Origin of the sequence: Microbacterium ginsengiterrae, from assembly GCF_014205075.1 — a bacterium.
Classification (GTDB): Bacteria; Actinomycetota; Actinomycetes; order Actinomycetales; family Microbacteriaceae; genus Microbacterium; species Microbacterium ginsengiterrae.
The window spans coordinates 2,760,368-2,775,845 of record NZ_JACHMU010000001.1 but is presented as its reverse complement, the minus strand read 5'-3'; the positions used below and the strand labels follow the sequence as shown (position 1 = coordinate 2,775,845).

Here is a 15,478-nt window from a genome sequence, read left to right as displayed (position 1 = left end):
CCATGATCTTCTCACCCCACGGCGGCAGCGATGTCCGCGACGAGCTGATCGGCGTCTTCCTCGCCGAGATCGTGGACCGTCAACCGGATGTGATGGGAGGGGGCAGTCTTGTCCTCGAGGACGAAACCGTCTCCCGTCCGCACCAGCCACCCCCTCCGCATCAGGTGCTCCGAGACCTCGCGCGCCGGCCGGGGCAGTCGCACCCAGAGGTTCATCCCGTCGACGTGCTCGGCGGGAATGCCCCGCGCGCGCAACCGCTCGGCGAACGCCGTGTTGCGTGCGGCGTAGTGCGCAGCCGCGCTGCGAATCGTCGCGCGAGCGGCATCATCGGTCAGCATCGCGAGAGCGAGGCGCTGCAACAGATGGCTCACCCAGGTCGTTCCAGGGCTCAACCGCATCGCCAGACGATCGGCGGTCTCCGGGTCCGTCGCCGCGACGGCGAGGCACATGTCGGGGCCGAGGAACTTCGACACCGATCGCACGAGGGCGAATCGGCGATGCGTGGGGCTGATCAGACTCTCGTACGGACGCTCGGACAGCATCGAGAAGTGATCGTCCTCGATGACGAGCACGTACGGATGCGCGGCGAGAACCTCCCGCAGTGCGGCGGCGCGCGTGGGGGAGAGGCTCGCCCCCGTCGGGTTCTGGGCCCGCGGCGTGCAGATGATGGCACGGACGCCGTCGGCGAGTGCGGCGCGCAGGCCGTCGACAGTCATCCCCTCCTCGTCGACCGGCACGGCGACCGCGCGGTAGCCGCCGAGACGGACGGTGTGGATGCTGGCGAGGAAACAGGGATCCTCCAAGGCCACCGCATCGTCGCGCATGAGGGCCTGAGCGAGCAGCCGCTCGACGGCATCCACTGCGCCACTGGTCACGGTGATGCGGAAGTCCTCAGCGGGGAGGTCCGCGGACATCCACTCCCGCGCCCACGCGTCCAGCGCGGGGTCGATGACGGGCTCGCCGTACAGCACAGGCCGCCCGGACACCTTCGAGAGCACGGTCGATGGGTCGGGGATCAACGCAGGGTCAGGATTTCCCGTCCCCACGTCGCGGAGCACGGTGTCGCTCGCATAGCCCTCCTGGGCCACGGCGTCGTGCTCGACGAGCATCGTTCCGGCTCTGCCCCGACTGACGACGATGCCGGCCTGGGAGAGCTGTCGGTACGCGGCGACCGTCGTGTTCCTGTTCACGCCGAGTCGCGCCGCCAGTTCGCGCACGGGCGGCAGGAGGGTGCCGGGGGCGAGGACGCCTCGTTCGCGGAGCTCTCGGACACTGTCGGCGATCTCCGCCGCCGTGCGTCCTGTGATCTGCTCGCTCATGACACCTCCGTCATGTGAGTCTACGGGCGCCCGCACAATGGTATGTTTTGGCCTAGATCAAAGAAAGTTCTGGCTGCACAGGAGGCTCCACCATGTCCGACGTCGAGAAGTCCACCACCGGATCGGCGCGCGTGAAGCGCGGTCTCGCCGAGATGCTCAAGGGCGGCGTCATCATGGACGTCGTCACCGCGGAACAGGCGAAGATCGCCGAGGACGCCGGAGCCGTGGCGGTCATGGCCCTCGAGCGCGTCCCGGCCGACATCCGCGCCCAGGGCGGTGTGTCCCGCATGAGCGACCCCGACATGATCGACAGCATCATCGAGGCGGTCTCGATCCCGGTCATGGCCAAGGCGCGCATCGGCCACTTCGTCGAGGCGCAGGTGCTCCAGGAACTCGGGGTCGACTACATCGACGAGTCGGAGGTCCTCTCGCCCGCCGACTACGTCAACCACATCGACAAGTACGACTTCACCGTCCCGTTCGTGTGCGGCGCCACCAACCTCGGCGAAGCGCTGCGCCGCATCAACGAGGGTGCGGCGATGATCCGCTCCAAGGGCGAGGCGGGGACAGGGGATGTCTCGGAGGCGATGAAGCACATCCGGAAGATCCGTGGCGAGATCGCTGCGCTCACCGCGCTTCCGAAGGATGAGCTCTACGTCGCGGCCAAGGAGCTCCAGGCGCCGTACGAGCTCGTCGCGGAGATCGCCGAGACCGGAGAGCTGCCCGTCGTGCTGTTCGTCGCCGGTGGTGTGGCCACGCCGGCGGATGCCGCGATGATGATGCAGCTCGGAGCGGACGGCGTGTTCGTCGGCTCGGGCATCTTCAAGTCCGGCGACCCGGTCGCCCGTGCCGCGGCCATCGTCAAGGCGACGACCTTCCACGACGACCCGGCCGTCATCGCGGAGGTCTCTCGTGGCCTCGGCGAAGCGATGGTCGGCATCAACGTCGCGGACCTGCCCGCTCCTCACCGCCTCGCCGAGCGTGGCTGGTAAGACCCGCGTCGGCGTCCTCGCACTGCAGGGTGACGTCCGGGAGCACGAACGGCTGCTGAGCCGGCTCGGAGCCGACCCGGTGCGGGTCCGCCGTCCGTCAGAGCTCGCCGCCGTGGATGCACTGGTGATCCCCGGCGGCGAGTCCAGCGTCATCGACAAGCTCTCGCGCACCTTCGGGATGCGCGAGCCGATCCGCGCGGCGATCCGAGATGGGATGCCGATGCTCGGCACCTGCGCCGGGCTCATCATGCTCGCGGACGAGGTCGTCGACGCGATCGACGGGCAGCAGTCGTTCGGCGGGCTCGACGCGGTCGTGCGTCGCAACGCCTTCGGTCGGCAGGTCGACTCCTTCGAAGCGGAGCTGCGGACGCCGACTCTCCCCGGTGGTCCGGTGCGGGCGGCGTTCATCCGCGGCCCCGTCATCGAGTCCGTCGGCGCGAGAGCGAGCGTGCTCGCGGCTCTCGACGACGGCCGCATCGTCGGCATCGAGCAGGGCGCGCTCATCGGCCTGAGCTTCCACCCCGAGATCAGCGGGGAGGCCCGGTTCCACGAGCGGATGCTGCAGGCACTGTAGCGTTGCCGCATGCGCCAGCCGATCGGTTCCACAGATGTCAGCGCCAGTGGCGGCACGGTGCGCCTCGTCGGCAGGAGGGGAGATCGTTGGGAGGCGGTCGGCGACGCCGGGCTGAGCGAGGGCGACGCGGTCGCCCTCCTCGAGCCCGACCGCTACGCGACCGCGGATGAACCGGCAGGAGCCGTGCCCTCCGCGGCGGAGGGCGCCTACGTGAACCTCGAGCTTCCGCACGTGCGCGTCGCCGGCGAACAGGCCGGGGTGTTCTCCAGGGACCTCGTGCTGGACATCTGGGTGGACGCCGAGCACGTGGGCACGGAGGACATCTGGTTGAAGGACGATGACGAGCTCGCCGCCAGCGTCGAACAGGGGCGCTTCACGCCCGCGCAGGCCGCCGCCGTCCGCTCGCTCGCGGACCACGCGGCGGAGGGATTCATCCGGGACGGCGCCTGGCCGCTCGACGAGGACTGGGCGAACTGGACGCCGTCGGCATCCATGGACGCGCCGGTGCGCCTCCCGGCCGATCCGGCTACGCGGCCACGAGGTCTCTGATCGCCGCGACGGTCCGAGCGACGTCGCCGTCGGTGGTCACCCACGACGACATCGAGCAGCGCAGCACGGCGCGACCCCTCCACTCCGCGCCCGTCATCGCCGAGGTGCCGTCGGCGAGGATCGCCGCACCGAGAGCGCGGGTGGCGTCGTCCGAGTCGAGGCAGAACATCACCTGCGTGTAGTCGACGTCGTTGAGCACCTCGACGCGGTCGATGCCGGCGAGCCCCCTCGCCATCGCGACGGCGTTCGCATGCAGCCGGTCGAGCATCCGCGCCACACCGGAGCGGCCGAGTGCGCGCAACGCCGCCCACGCCGGTACCCCGCGGGCGCGGCGTGACAGTTCCGGGGTCACATCCCATGGGTCCAGGCCCGAGTAGATGAGGTAGTCGCCCCCGGTGCGGAACGCGGCGATCGAATCCGCCGGATCCCGCACGATCGCCATGCCGCAGTCGTAGGGCACGTTCAGCGTCTTGTGCGCGTCGGTGGCCCAGGAGTCGGCGGCATCCGCACCTGCCATGAGGGCGCGCAACGACGGCGACGCCGCGGCCCAGAGGCCGAATGCGCCGTCGACGTGCACCCAGGCGCGGTGCCGCCGGGCGATCGGGATCAGAAGGTCGAAGTCGTCGAACGCTCCGGTGTGCACCTCGCCGGCCTGCATGCACACGATGAGCGGACCGTCCTCGGCATCGAGAGCCCGCGCGAGAGCGCCGGGGCGCATCCGTCCCTGGTCGTCCGAGTCCACGATCACGATCTCGCGCGTGCCGATCCCGAGGAAACGCGCCGCACGGTCGATCGAACTGTGCCGGTCCGCACCCACGACGAACCGGATCTCCGGTGCCGAACGCAGGCCGTTCTCGGCGACATCCCATCCGACCCGTGACAGCACCGCCGCACGTGCGGCGGCCAAGCACGCGAAGTTCGCCAGCTGCCCGCCGGTCACGAACCCCACGCTCGCGGTCGCAGGAAGGCCGAGCAGGTCGAGCATCCATTCGCCGGCGACGCGTTCCATGGCCACCGTCGCCGGAGTGAGCAGGGAGGAACCGGAGTTCTGATCCCATGCGGACACCAGCCAGTCGGCCGCGAGTGCGGCGGGCTGGGTGCCACCGATCACGAACCCGAAGAACCTGCCACCAGGTATCGCGACGAGCCCCGGGTCGGCCAGCCGGGCGATCTCGTCCACCACCGTGGCGGCATCGGCGCCGTCCTCCGGTAACGGTCCGCCGAACGCCGACAGCATCTCGTCCAGACTCGCACGCGGCCACACCGGGCGTTCGTCGAGCGTTCCGAGGAACTCGCCGGCGCGGCGGTGAGCGGTGTCGAGAGCACGCTCCCGTTCGTCCACGCTCACAGTGTCCCACCGTGGCAAGCGGCCGACAAGGCGTCTTGGAAGCAGTTCGCTAGAATGGACGACGCCCTGGGCGCACCCCGTGGGCGAAGGCGACGAGCGGAGAGATATGTCCGGGCATTCCAAGTGGGCGACGACCAAGCACAAGAAGGCGGTCATCGACTCCAGGCGCGCGAAGTCGTGGGCCAAGCTCATCAAGAACATCGAGGTCGCGGCCAAGCTCGGCGGCGCCGACCTCGCCGGCAATCCGACCCTGTACGACGCGGTCCTCAAGGCGAAGAAGACCTCCGTCCCGAAGGACAACATCGACCGTGCGATCAAGCGCGGTGCCGGGATCGGCGGCGAAGCGGTCGAGTACACCTCGATCATGTACGAGGGCTACGCTCCCGGCGGCGTCGCGCTCATGATCGAGTGTCTGACCGACAACAAGAACCGCGCGGCGGCGGAGGTGCGCACGGCGCTCAGCCGCAACGGCGGAAACCTCGCTGACCCGGGAAGCGTCGCCTACAACTTCGAGCGCAAGGGCGTCATCGTCGTCAGCTCGGAAGGGACGACCGAGGATGACCTCATGATGGCCGCTCTGGAGGCCGGTGCAGAGGAGATCGAACCCCACGCCGAGGGCTTCCAGGTGATCGCCGAGGCCACCGACATGGTGGCGGTCCGCACCGCGCTCGTCGAGGCCGGCATCGAGTACGAGTCCGCCGACGTCGAGTTCGTTCCGAACCTCAAGGTGGAGGTCGACGCCGACACCGCCCGCAAGATCTTCCGCGTGATCGACGCACTCGAGGACAGCGACGACGTCCAGAACGTCTTCAGCAACCTCGACCTGTCCGCAGAGGTGCAGGCCGAACTGCAGAACGACGAGGACTGACGGACCCACAGCGCGTCCTCGAAGCCGCCACCACCCCACGCCAATACGCTGGGGGAGTGGCGGCTTCCTCTCTTCGCGTCCTGGGCATCGACCCCGGCCTCACCCGGTGCGGCATCGGCATCGTCGACGTCGATCGTTCGCGGCGCGCCACTCTCGTCCACGTCGGCGTGATCCGCACGCCCCCCGAAGCCCCCATCGGCGACCGGCTGGCCGCGGTCGCGCGCGGCATCCGCACCGCGCTCGTCGCACATCAGCCCGAGGCCGTGGCGGTGGAGCGCGTGTTCGCGCAGCACAACAGCCACACCGTCATGGCGACTGCCCAGGCCAGTGGTGTCGCCCTGCTGCTCGCCGCAGAGGCGGGGCTTCCGGCGGCCACCCACACCCCGAGCGAGGTCAAGGCAGCCGTCACCGGGTACGGCTCGGCCGACAAGAGACAGGTCCAGGCGATGATCGCCCGCATCCTGCGGCTGGACGCCCCTCCGCAGCCCGCCGACGCCGCGGACGCACTGGCGATCGCCCTGTGCCACGCATGGCGCGGGGGAGCGGCCACGGCCGTCGCGGCCGGCACCCTGACCCCGGCGCAGCGAGCATGGGCCGAAGCCGAGCGTGTCGCTCGAACATAGATACGATCCGGATCGTAGGCTGGGGAGATGATCTCTTCGCTGCGCGGATCCGTGCTGTCCACCGGCGCCGACCACGTCGTCATCGAGGTCGGCGGTGTCGGCTTCTTCGTCTTCGTGCCGGCGGATGTCGCGCACACGGCGCACCCCGGTGAGGAGATCCGCCTGCACACGAGCCTGATCGTGCGCGAGGACGCCCTCACGCTGTTCGGGTTCGCGGAGCGCATCGAGCTCGAGGTGTTCACACAGCTTCTGAGCGTCACCGGAGTCGGGCCGAAGTCCGCTCTCGGGGTCCTCGGGCACCTCACGGTCGACCAGATCGCCTCCGCGGTGGCCGACGATGACGACGCGCCGTTCCGGCGCGTCTCCGGGATCGGACCCAAGACGGCGAAACTCATCGTCGTGCAGTTGGCGGGCAAGCTGCAGCCGCCGACTGCGGTGCCTGCGGGTCGCGCACCATCCGGTGCCGAGGCCGTCATCGACCAGGTGACCGCGGCGCTCGTGGGACTCGGCTGGTCGGAGAAGGTCGCCGGAGACGCCGCCGTCGAGACCGCGGCGGTCGCGAGCGAATCCGACCGCGCATCGGTCGCCGCCCTGCTGCGGCAGGCGTTGGCCGCCCTCGGGCCGGCCAAGACCGGAGCCGGCCGTGGTTGACGACAGTGCAGACGGCCGGAATCCGGCAGAGCCCCTCGACGAGACAGAGCTCGCCATCGAAGGCGCCCTGCGCCCGGCGAGCCTCGGCGAGTTCGTCGGCCAGCCCAAGGTGCGGGGGCAGCTGCAACTGCTGCTCGACGCAGCGAGGATCCAGAACCGGCCGGCCGACCACATCCTGCTCGCCGGACCACCGGGACTGGGCAAGACGACGCTCGCGATGATCATCGCGCACGAGAGCGAGCGACCGCTGCGGCTCTCGAGCGGCCCGGCGATCCAGCATGCGGGCGACCTCGCCGCCCTGCTGTCGAGCCTCGTGCCCGGCGAGGTGCTGTTCATCGACGAGATCCACCGCATGGCGCGCTCCGCGGAGGAGATGCTCTACCTCGCGATGGAGGACTTCCGTATCGACATCATGGTCGGCAAAGGCGCAGGAGCCACGAGCATCCCTCTCGACCTCGCACCCTTCACGCTCGTCGGGGCCACCACGCGTTCCGGTCTGCTCCCGAACCCGCTGCGGGATCGTTTCGGGTTCACCGGACACCTGGAGTTCTACGACGACGGCGATCTCGAGAAGGTCATCCGGCGCTCGTCGAGCGTGCTCGACGTCACGATGCCGGACGACGCGCGCCACGAGATCGCGCGACGGTCACGAGGCACCCCTCGGATCGCGAACCGCCTGCTGCGCCGCGTGCGCGACTACGCCCTCGTGCACCGCGGCCACGGAGAGGCGACGATCGCGGACGTCACCGCAGCGCTCGACCTCTACGACGTGGATCCGATCGGGCTGGACCGGCTGGACCGCGCGGTCCTCGACATGCTCGTGCGCCGCTTCCGCGGTGGACCGGTCGGGCTGAGCACCCTCGCCGTCGCCGTGGGGGAGGAGGCCGAGACCGTCGAGAGCGTCGTCGAGCCGTACCTCGTCCGTATCGGTTTCCTCGGGCGGACGCCGCGCGGCCGGGTCGCGATGCCGGAGGCGTACCGCCATCTCGGCGTGCCCCATCCGGAGGGTGCCGCATTGTTCGATGACCTATAATCGCTGAAGACTTCAACCCCCCCAATCTCTTGCACGCCACGATCGGCGTGCGCTCTTCGAAAGGCTCCGCCTGATGGAAATCATCCTCTTCGGCCTCCTCGCCGTGCTGCTCGTCTTCATGTTCATCAACACGCGCAAGCGCCAGAAGCAGATGAAGGCCGAGCAGGAGGAGAAGGCGACCAAGACGGTCCCCGGCGCCAAGGTGCTCCTTCAGGGCGGTCTCTACGGCACGATCGTCGCGTACGACGCCGATGACCTCGACTCGCCGGCTCTCGTCGAGATCGCGCCCGGCACGGTCATCGAGGTGCACAGCCAGGCCATCCTCCGCGTCGTCGAGCCGAAGGACGTCATCGTCGACGCCGACGCCGCACTGGCCGCAGAGACCCACGAGAGCGTGATCGAGGAGTCCGCCCCCGCGGTCGAGCTGGAGACGCCGGAGCAGACCCGCGCGCGTCTCGAGCGGGACTCAGACAACCAGTAAGCTCTTCGCTGGTCCTGTCTGGTCCCCCCGGTCTCGCAGAAAGCTGAACATCCGTGGCCTCATCTTCTCCTGTCCGCCATGCGTGGAAGGTGCTCCTGAGCCTTCTCATCGTGACCGCAGCCCTGTTCGGCATCAATGCGCTCGGTGTGTACGGCTTCAAGCAGAGTTCCTGGACGCCTGAACTCGCCCTCGACCTGCAGGGCGGCACGCAGATCGTCCTCAGCGCCGTCACCGAGGACGGGGCAGATCCGACGCAGGAGCAGCTCGACCAGGCGGCATCCATCATCCGTCAGCGCGTGGATGCCTCCGGTGTCGCGGAGGCGGACATCACGACCGAGGGCGGACGCAACATCGTCGTCCAGATCCCCGGTGTGGCCGACGAGGAGACCAGGGCACGTATCCAGGCGAGCGCCCAGCTCGAGTTCCGGGCGGTCCTGTTCGCCGGCGACCCGGCCACGGAGTTCATCGGCGAGGACGGCAACGCCACGCCGTACCCGAGCCCTGATCCCTCCGCCAACGCCGAGCCCACCACTGAGCCGACCGACGGCAGTGACATGGCCTGGGTCACGGAGAAGCTGCAGGGCGAGTTCCTCGCGTACGACTGCGCGAACCCCGACAACCTCGCGGCCGAGGCTCCGGACGACCAGCCGCTCATCACGTGCGACGACACCCGCACGATCAAGTACATCCTCGGCCCGACCGAGCTCTCCGGCGACTCGATCAAGGACGCCACGAGCGGTCGCGACCCGCAGTCCGGCGCCTGGACGGTCAACCTCACCCTCGACAGCCACGGCACCGAGGTCTTCGGGAAGATCAGCCAGCGTCTCTACCAGAACCAGCTTCAGGGCCTCAGCCCGCGCGACCAGTTCGCCTTCGTGCTCGACGGCTCGGTCATCTCCGCACCGCGGATGAACGCGCAGATCCTCGACGGGCGACCGAGCATCTCCGGCTCGTTCACGCAGGAGTCGGCGAAGACCCTGGCCGACCAACTGAAGTACGGTGCGCTGCCACTCAGCTTCACGACGGAGAGTTCCGACACGGTCTCGGCGACCCTGGGAAGCCAGCAGCTCCAGATCGGTCTCATCGCCGGTCTCATCGGCCTCGCGCTCGTCGCGGTGTACTCGCTGCTGAGCTATCGCGCCCTCGGCACGGTGATCATCGCATCGATCGCCGTCATGGGTGTGCTGACCTACGTCATCGTCTGCATCCTCGCCTGGCGCCTCGGATTCCGCCTGTCCCTGGCGGGTGTGGCCGGTCTGATCGTGTCGATCGGATTCACGGCGGACTCGTTCATCGTGTACTTCGAGCGCATACGAGACGAGTTGCGCGACGGGAAGTCGATCACGAGCGCCGTCGAGGACGGCTGGGGGCGCGCGAAGCGCACGATCTACATCTCGAAGTCGATCAACATCCTCGCCGCCGTCGTGCTGTACATCCTCGCGGACTCGACTGTGAAGGGCTTCGCCTTCACACTCGGGCTCACGACGCTGATCGACGTCTTCATCTTCGTGATCTTCACCCATCCGGTGATGCAGATCCTCGCCCGCACGAAGTTCTTCGGCGGAGGACACAAGCTCTCCGGCCTCGACCCCGATGCGCTCGGAGCGGTCTACCAGGCACGGTCGCAGTATCGACAGGTCGCGCCGGTCAAGGCCGGACGAGGGGCGAAGAACCGCCGTGCGCAGGGCGAGGCGGAGCGCCGCCAGACCATCGCCGAGCGCAAACGCGCAGAAGCCCTCGCGGGCGAGAGATCCACGAACGCCGGAAGCGAGGGAGAGCGCTGATGGCCTCCATGAATGAGTTCGGCAACAACCTCTACACCGGAAAGACCTCTTTCCCGTTCGTCGCGAAGCGGCGCCTGTGGTTCATCATCGCGATCGCGCTCGTCGTCGCATCCGCCCTGGTGCCGCTCCTGCGCCCTGTGCAGTTCTCCATCGAGTTCACCGGTGGATCGCAGTTCACCGTCATCGCCCCGGGGACGACCGATCAGGCCGTCGCGACCGAGGCCGTGCAGTCCGTGGTCCCCGAGGCCGCAGCGAAGGTCGCCATCGTCAACGGCACCGACGTCCGTGTGCAGACATCGCAGATGACGCCGGAGGAGACGCAGACGGTCGCCGTCGCTCTCGCCGATGCCTACGACGTGCCGGCGGAAGAGGTCACCTCGTCCTTCATCGGCCCCGTCTGGGGCGAGAACGTCACGCGGCAGTCGCTGTGGGGTCTTGCGATCTTCCTCGCACTGACGTTCCTCATCCTCGCTATCTACTTCCGCACCTGGAAGATGTCCGTCGCAGCGATCATCGGCCTGCTCGACGTGCTCGTGATCACGATCGGCGTCTACGCCCTCGCGGGCTTCGAGATCTCGCCGGCGGCCGTGATCGGCTTCCTCACGATCCTCGCGTACTCCCTCTACGACACCACCGTCGTGTTCGACAAGATCAGGGAGAACACCACGGAAGACGGGGAGAACTCCGCCCGCACCTTCGGCGAATCGGTGAACCTCGCGGTCAACCAGACGCTCGTCCGGTCGATCAACACGTCGATCGTGGCCGCTCTGCCCGTCGGGGCGATCCTCTTCATCGGCTCGTTCTGGCTCGGCGCTGAGACGCTGACCGACATCTCGCTGTCGATCTTCGTCGGCATCATCGTCGCCACCTACTCGACGCTGTTCGTCGCTGCGCCGCTGTACTCGCTGTTCCGCGAGAAGGAGCCCGACATCGTCGAGCGCGACCAGCGCGTGCTCGAGCTCCGAGCCCGCGCCGCGGCTGACGCCTGAGCCCGGAGCGAACACGGGCCGGTGCCCGCAGCGGACGCGTAGGATGATCTGACCCGGAGGTGAGGCGATGGCGGAGACGACCACGTCGACGCAGGGATCGAGTCTGAGAAGGCTGGTACCCCGCATCTTCTCGCGCGCCCCGCGCGTCAACGATCTCGACAATCTCATCCGCTCCGTGCGGGTGAACCACCCCAAGGGCGACCTCGCGATCATCGAGTCGGCCTACAAGGTCGCCAAGGAGCGGCATGAGGGGCAGAAGCGCCGCAGCGGTGAACCGTACATCACCCACCCGCTCGCGGTCGCGCAGATCCTCGCCGAGATGGGGCTCGGCCCTCGCGCCGTGGCCGCTGCGCTCCTGCACGACACCGTCGAGGACACCGGATACGCGCTGACGGACCTCGCCGCGGAGTTCGGCGACGAGGTCGCGATGCTCGTCGACGGTGTCACCAAGCTCGACAAGGTCAAGTACGGCGAGAGTGCACAGGCCGAGACGGTCCGCAAGATGATCGTCGCGATGTCCAAGGACATCAGGGTGCTGCTCATCAAGCTCGCCGATCGCCTGCACAACGCCCGCACCTGGGGGTTCGTGCCTCCGGAGAAGGCGGAGCCCAAGGCGCGTGAGACCCTCGAGATCTACGCGCCGTTGGCCAACAGGCTCGGAATCCAGGCGATCAAGTCGGAGCTGGAGGATCTCTCCTTCGCGGTGCTGCACCCGAAGATCTACGCGGAGATCAACAGCCTCATCGCGCAGCGCACCCCGCAGCGGGAGAAGTACCTCAAGCAGGTCATCGAATCCATCAACGAGGACCTGCACGACCTGCGGATCCGCGGCAAGGTGGTCGGACGCCCCAAGCAGCTGTACTCGGTGTACCAGAAGATGGTCATCCGCGGCCGCGAGTTCGACGACATCTACGACCTGATCGGCATCCGCGTCCTCGTGAACTCGGTACGCGACTGCTACGCCGTCCTCGGCGCGATCCATGCCAGATGGACGCCGTTGCCCGGCCGCTTCAAGGACTACATCGCGACGCCGAAGTTCAACCTCTACCAGTCGCTGCACACCACCGTCATCGGCCCGAGCGGACGCACGGTCGAGATCCAGATCCGCACGCACGAGATGCACCAGCAGGCGGAGTTCGGCGTCGCCGCGCACTGGATGTACAAGGAGCGCATGAACGGCGGCAAGACCGTCGACGGCCCGTCCGACACGGACATGACGTGGCTGGCGCACATCTCCGACTGGCAGGCCGAGACGGCGGACCCCAGCGAGTTCCTCGATTCGCTCCGCTTCGAGATCGGTGCGAAGGAGGTCTACGTCTTCACCCCGAAGGGGCGTGTGATCGGCCTCCCCGCCGGAGCCACGACAGTCGACTTCGCCTATGCGGTCCACACCGAGATCGGTCACCGCACCATGGGGGCGAAGGTGAACGGCCGGCTCGTTCCGCTCGAGACCGAGGTGCGCACAGGAGACGTCGTGGAGGTCTTCACTTCGAAGAACCCCGACGCCGGTCCCAGCCAGGATTGGCTCTCGTTCGTCAAGAGCACCCGCGCCCGCAACAAGATCCGCGGCTGGTTCACCAAGGAGCGCCGCGAAGAGGCGATCGAGCAGGGCAAGGAGGCCATCGCCCGAGCGATGCGTCGGCAGAACATGCCGTTGCAGCGGATGATGAGCCAGGACTCGTTCGCGGAGGTCGCGCAGCAGCTGCACTACGAGGACGTCTCCGCCCTCTACGCCGCCGTCGGTGAAGGGCATGTCTCGACCCAGTCGGTGCTCGAGAAGGTCACGGCGCTCGTCGCAGCCAACGACACCACGACCGGCGCCATCGACCTCCCCTCGCGGTCCCGTGCCCCGGAACCCCGGTCCGGCGACTCGGGAATCCTCGTCCGCGGGGCTGCCGACATCCTCGTCAAGCTCGCCAAGTGCTGCACGCCCGTCCCGGGCGACGCGATCGTCGGCTTCGTCACCCGAGGCAGCGGTGTCTCGGTGCACCGCGCGGACTGCGTGAACGTGAAGGCCCTCGGGGATCAGGAGCAGCGGTTCATCGATGTCGAGTGGGCGCCGACGACCAAGAGCGTGTTCCGAGTGCAGATCCAGGTCGAGGCCCTCGATCGTTCCGGACTGCTCTCCGATGTCACTCGTGTGCTCAGCGAGCACCACGTGAACATCCTCTCGGCGACCGTGCACACGAACGACGAGCGGCTCGCGATCAGTCGCTTCGTGTTCGAGATGGGCGATTCCGTCCACCTCGACCGGGTGCTCAACGCCGTGCGCCGCATCGAGGCCGTCTACGACGTCTACCGCGTCACCTCGTCGTAGACGTCAGTCGATCCAGCCGCGCGATCGCCGCGTGCTTTCCCGGCATCCGGCTGCGGGCGGCGATGGCGCTGCGTGCCTGGGGGACGAGGTCGCCCGCTGCGGCGGCGACCGTCCGCAGACGGGTCGCCGACTCCTCGTCGTCGCCCGCGCTGAGCACGAGATCGGTCAGCGTGCGCAGCGGCGTGGTCACGAGGACGCTGCCGACCGTCTGGACCTCGTGCTGACCGATGCGCCGTTCGTGCACGATGACGTGGCGGCTCATGCGCACCCTGCCGCGGCGGGATGACACCCGCTGCACGCGGTGGCGGACCGGCGGGGAGTCACCGAAGCCGTGCACCCAGGCCGCCGAGGCATCGCACAACGCATGCCCTGCGGGGAGGAGCCGGGCGAGCGAGGCGGCGCGCGCCGCTGCATCCTCCGGCAGATCCGGCGGCATGAACGCGTCGCCGACCTCGATCAGCACGCCGTCGATACGGGCGGCGGTCAGTTCCGCCAGAGACAACAGTGCCCCCGGGTGGAGGATCAGCGATGACGACACCGTTTCAGTGTCGTCGTCCGCCGCTCCGCCCGGGGGCGACTGTGGATAACCTCAGCCTTCGAGCGCGCTCAGCCAGGCGCGACGGGCCTCGAGTGCGTCCGAGGCCTCCTTCACGGCCTTCTTGTCGCCGGACTTCTCAGCCGCTGCGAGTTCGGCCTCGAGCTTCTCGATGGCGTCGAGCAACTGCTGGCTCATGTCGTTCGCGCGGGCCTTGGTCTCGGGGTTGTTCCGCTTCCAGTCCACCTCTTCGCGCGACTTGAGCTGCTGTTCGATGACGCGCAGCTTGTCGTCGAGCGCACGCTCCTGCTCGCGGGGGAAGATCCGGCCGATCTCGTCCCACTGGCGCTGGATCTTCGTCAGCAGCGCACGGGCCTGCTTGAGGTTCGACTCGTCGGCGACGGCCTTCGCCTGCTCCAGCAGCGCCTTGCGGGCTTCGATCTTCGGCGCGGACTCGGCTTCCTCCGCCGCGGACTGCTCGGCGCGTGCCGCGTACAGTGCGTCTCCTGCGGCCTTGAAACGCGCCCACAGTGCGTCGTCCGCCTTGCGTCCGGCGCGACCGGCGGCCTTCCAGTCATCGAGCAGGCCACGGTACGCGGGGATGCCGTCGACGCCCTTCGGTGCGAGCGCCTCCGCGCGCTCGATGAGCGCGTTCTTGCGGTCGCGGGCAGCCTTGTGGGTCTCGTCCAGTTCGGCGTAGAACGCACGACGCCCCTTGTCGACGACGGCGCGCGCGTCACGGAATCGCTTCCACAGCTGCTGCGAGACGCCCTTCGGCAGCCGCGGGCCGTTCTGCTGCTGACCCTGCCAGGTCTCGAACAGCGCGTTGACCTCCTCGGTCACCTGCTTCCACTGGACCTTGGTGAGATCGCGAGCCGCGATCGCCTCCATCGCCTCGACGACGACCGTGCGATCGGCGATGGCCGCGTCGACGAGCTCCTTGGCCTGCTTCGCCTCGGCCGCGCGGGCCTCGGACAGCGTCGCGGTGAGTGCGCTCAACCGCGACCGCAGCGACGCGAGGTCGCCGACCGCAGCGGCATCGGTCACCTCGGCGACGAGCTTCTCGGCCTGGTTCGTGAGATCGCCGGCGGATGCGCCTCCGGCCTGATGACGCTGCTCGAGGGTGTGCACCTTGAAGGCGAGGTCATCGAACTTGCGCACGAAGTAGGCGAGCGCCTCGTCGTGGGTGCCGTCGGGGTACTGCCCGACCACGCGCCACTGATCACCCTCTCGGACCTCGACCGTGCCGTCGTCGGTGACGCGGCCCCAATCGGCGGAATCGGCCGCGGCGACGGGCGACGCAGGTGCGGCCGCAGGGGCGGCAGGGGCCGGCGTGCGCGGCGGCATCGGCACCCGCGGGGGTGCCGGGACGGGCGGGGTCGGCTTCGGGGTCTCGTCTGCAGACACGATGTGCT

General features: G+C 68.6%; 15 protein-coding genes. 11 read left to right on the top strand and 4 right to left on the bottom strand.

Translation table 11 applies throughout. The annotated features are described in order from the left end of the window. Positions 1–11 precede the first annotated feature (11 nt). Positions 12–1,319, bottom strand: a complete 1,308-nt coding sequence (locus HD600_RS13460; RefSeq protein WP_144796176.1) for an aminotransferase class I/II-fold pyridoxal phosphate-dependent enzyme — start codon at positions 1,317–1,319, stop codon at positions 12–14. A 92-nt stretch (positions 1,320–1,411) separates the two neighbouring features. On the opposite strand from HD600_RS13460, the gene pdxS reads away from it, so the two are divergent. From pdxS to HD600_RS13445, 3 genes are read left to right on the top strand one after another with little or no spacing between them, the layout of a single operon-like run. Then, positions 1,412–2,311 carry a pyridoxal 5'-phosphate synthase lyase subunit PdxS gene (gene pdxS, locus HD600_RS13455; RefSeq protein ID WP_144796175.1) on the top strand — a complete coding sequence of 300 codons (900 nt, stop codon included), beginning with the start codon at positions 1,412–1,414 and terminating at the stop codon, positions 2,309–2,311. After that, positions 2,301–2,885: a pyridoxal 5'-phosphate synthase glutaminase subunit PdxT gene (gene pdxT / locus HD600_RS13450; RefSeq protein WP_144796174.1), complete on the top strand. Its 585-nt coding sequence runs from the start codon at positions 2,301–2,303 to the stop codon at positions 2,883–2,885. The genes pdxS and pdxT overlap by 11 nt, the downstream gene beginning before the upstream one ends. 9 nt (positions 2,886–2,894) lie before the next feature. Then, the gene (locus HD600_RS13445; RefSeq protein WP_184284249.1) at positions 2,895–3,434 is read left to right on the top strand and encodes a DUF402 domain-containing protein; all 540 of its coding nucleotides are present in this window, start codon (positions 2,895–2,897) and stop codon (positions 3,432–3,434) included. On the opposite strand, the gene HD600_RS13440 is transcribed toward HD600_RS13445, so the two are convergent. Beyond that, entirely contained in the window at positions 3,412–4,776 is a 1,365-nt protein-coding gene (locus HD600_RS13440; protein ID WP_184284247.1) for an aminotransferase class V-fold PLP-dependent enzyme, read from the bottom strand. The genes HD600_RS13445 and HD600_RS13440 overlap by 23 nt on opposite strands. A gap of 112 nt (positions 4,777–4,888) precedes the next feature. Here HD600_RS13440 and HD600_RS13435 point away from each other — a divergent pair, with 112 nt between their 5' ends. The 8 genes from HD600_RS13435 to HD600_RS13400 all read left to right on the top strand — a co-directional run bounded on the left by HD600_RS13435 (position 4,889) and on the right by HD600_RS13400 (position 13,528). Further along, on the top strand, positions 4,889–5,650 hold the full coding sequence (locus HD600_RS13435; protein WP_144796171.1) for a YebC/PmpR family DNA-binding transcriptional regulator: 762 nt from the start codon (positions 4,889–4,891) through the stop codon (positions 5,648–5,650). A 56-nt stretch (positions 5,651–5,706) separates the two neighbouring features. Further along, positions 5,707–6,273, top strand: a complete 567-nt coding sequence (gene ruvC, locus HD600_RS13430) for a crossover junction endodeoxyribonuclease RuvC (protein ID WP_144796170.1) — start codon at positions 5,707–5,709, stop codon at positions 6,271–6,273. A 27-nt stretch (positions 6,274–6,300) separates the two neighbouring features. Next, positions 6,301–6,924: a Holliday junction branch migration protein RuvA gene (gene ruvA, locus HD600_RS13425; protein ID WP_144796169.1), complete on the top strand. Its 624-nt coding sequence runs from the start codon at positions 6,301–6,303 to the stop codon at positions 6,922–6,924. Further along, entirely contained in the window at positions 6,917–7,957 is a 1,041-nt protein-coding gene (gene ruvB, locus HD600_RS13420; protein WP_144796168.1) for a Holliday junction branch migration DNA helicase RuvB, read from the top strand. The genes ruvA and ruvB overlap by 8 nt, the downstream gene beginning before the upstream one ends. 73 nt (positions 7,958–8,030) lie before the next feature. Continuing rightward, the gene (locus HD600_RS13415; protein ID WP_144796167.1) at positions 8,031–8,438 is read left to right on the top strand and encodes a preprotein translocase subunit YajC; all 408 of its coding nucleotides are present in this window, start codon (positions 8,031–8,033) and stop codon (positions 8,436–8,438) included. A 53-nt stretch (positions 8,439–8,491) separates the two neighbouring features. Then, positions 8,492–10,222: a protein translocase subunit SecD gene (gene secD / locus HD600_RS13410; RefSeq protein WP_144796166.1), complete on the top strand. Its 1,731-nt coding sequence runs from the start codon at positions 8,492–8,494 to the stop codon at positions 10,220–10,222. Beyond that, positions 10,222–11,211 carry a protein translocase subunit SecF gene (gene secF / locus HD600_RS13405; protein ID WP_184284245.1) on the top strand — a complete coding sequence of 330 codons (990 nt, stop codon included), beginning with the start codon at positions 10,222–10,224 and terminating at the stop codon, positions 11,209–11,211. Before secD ends, secF begins: the two co-directional genes overlap by 1 nt. 67 nt (positions 11,212–11,278) lie before the next feature. Further along, positions 11,279–13,528, top strand: a complete 2,250-nt coding sequence (locus tag HD600_RS13400; RefSeq protein WP_184284243.1) for a RelA/SpoT family protein — start codon at positions 11,279–11,281, stop codon at positions 13,526–13,528. On the opposite strand, the gene HD600_RS13395 is transcribed toward HD600_RS13400, so the two are convergent. Then, complete coding sequence (locus HD600_RS13395) at positions 13,515–14,066, bottom strand: hypothetical protein (protein WP_144796163.1); 552 nt, start codon at positions 14,064–14,066, stop codon at positions 13,515–13,517. The genes HD600_RS13400 and HD600_RS13395 overlap by 14 nt on opposite strands. A 51-nt stretch (positions 14,067–14,117) precedes the next feature. Then, on the bottom strand, positions 14,118–15,470 hold the full coding sequence (locus tag HD600_RS13390; RefSeq protein WP_338402243.1) for a DUF349 domain-containing protein: 1,353 nt from the start codon (positions 15,468–15,470) through the stop codon (positions 14,118–14,120). Positions 15,471–15,478 lie beyond the last annotated feature (8 nt).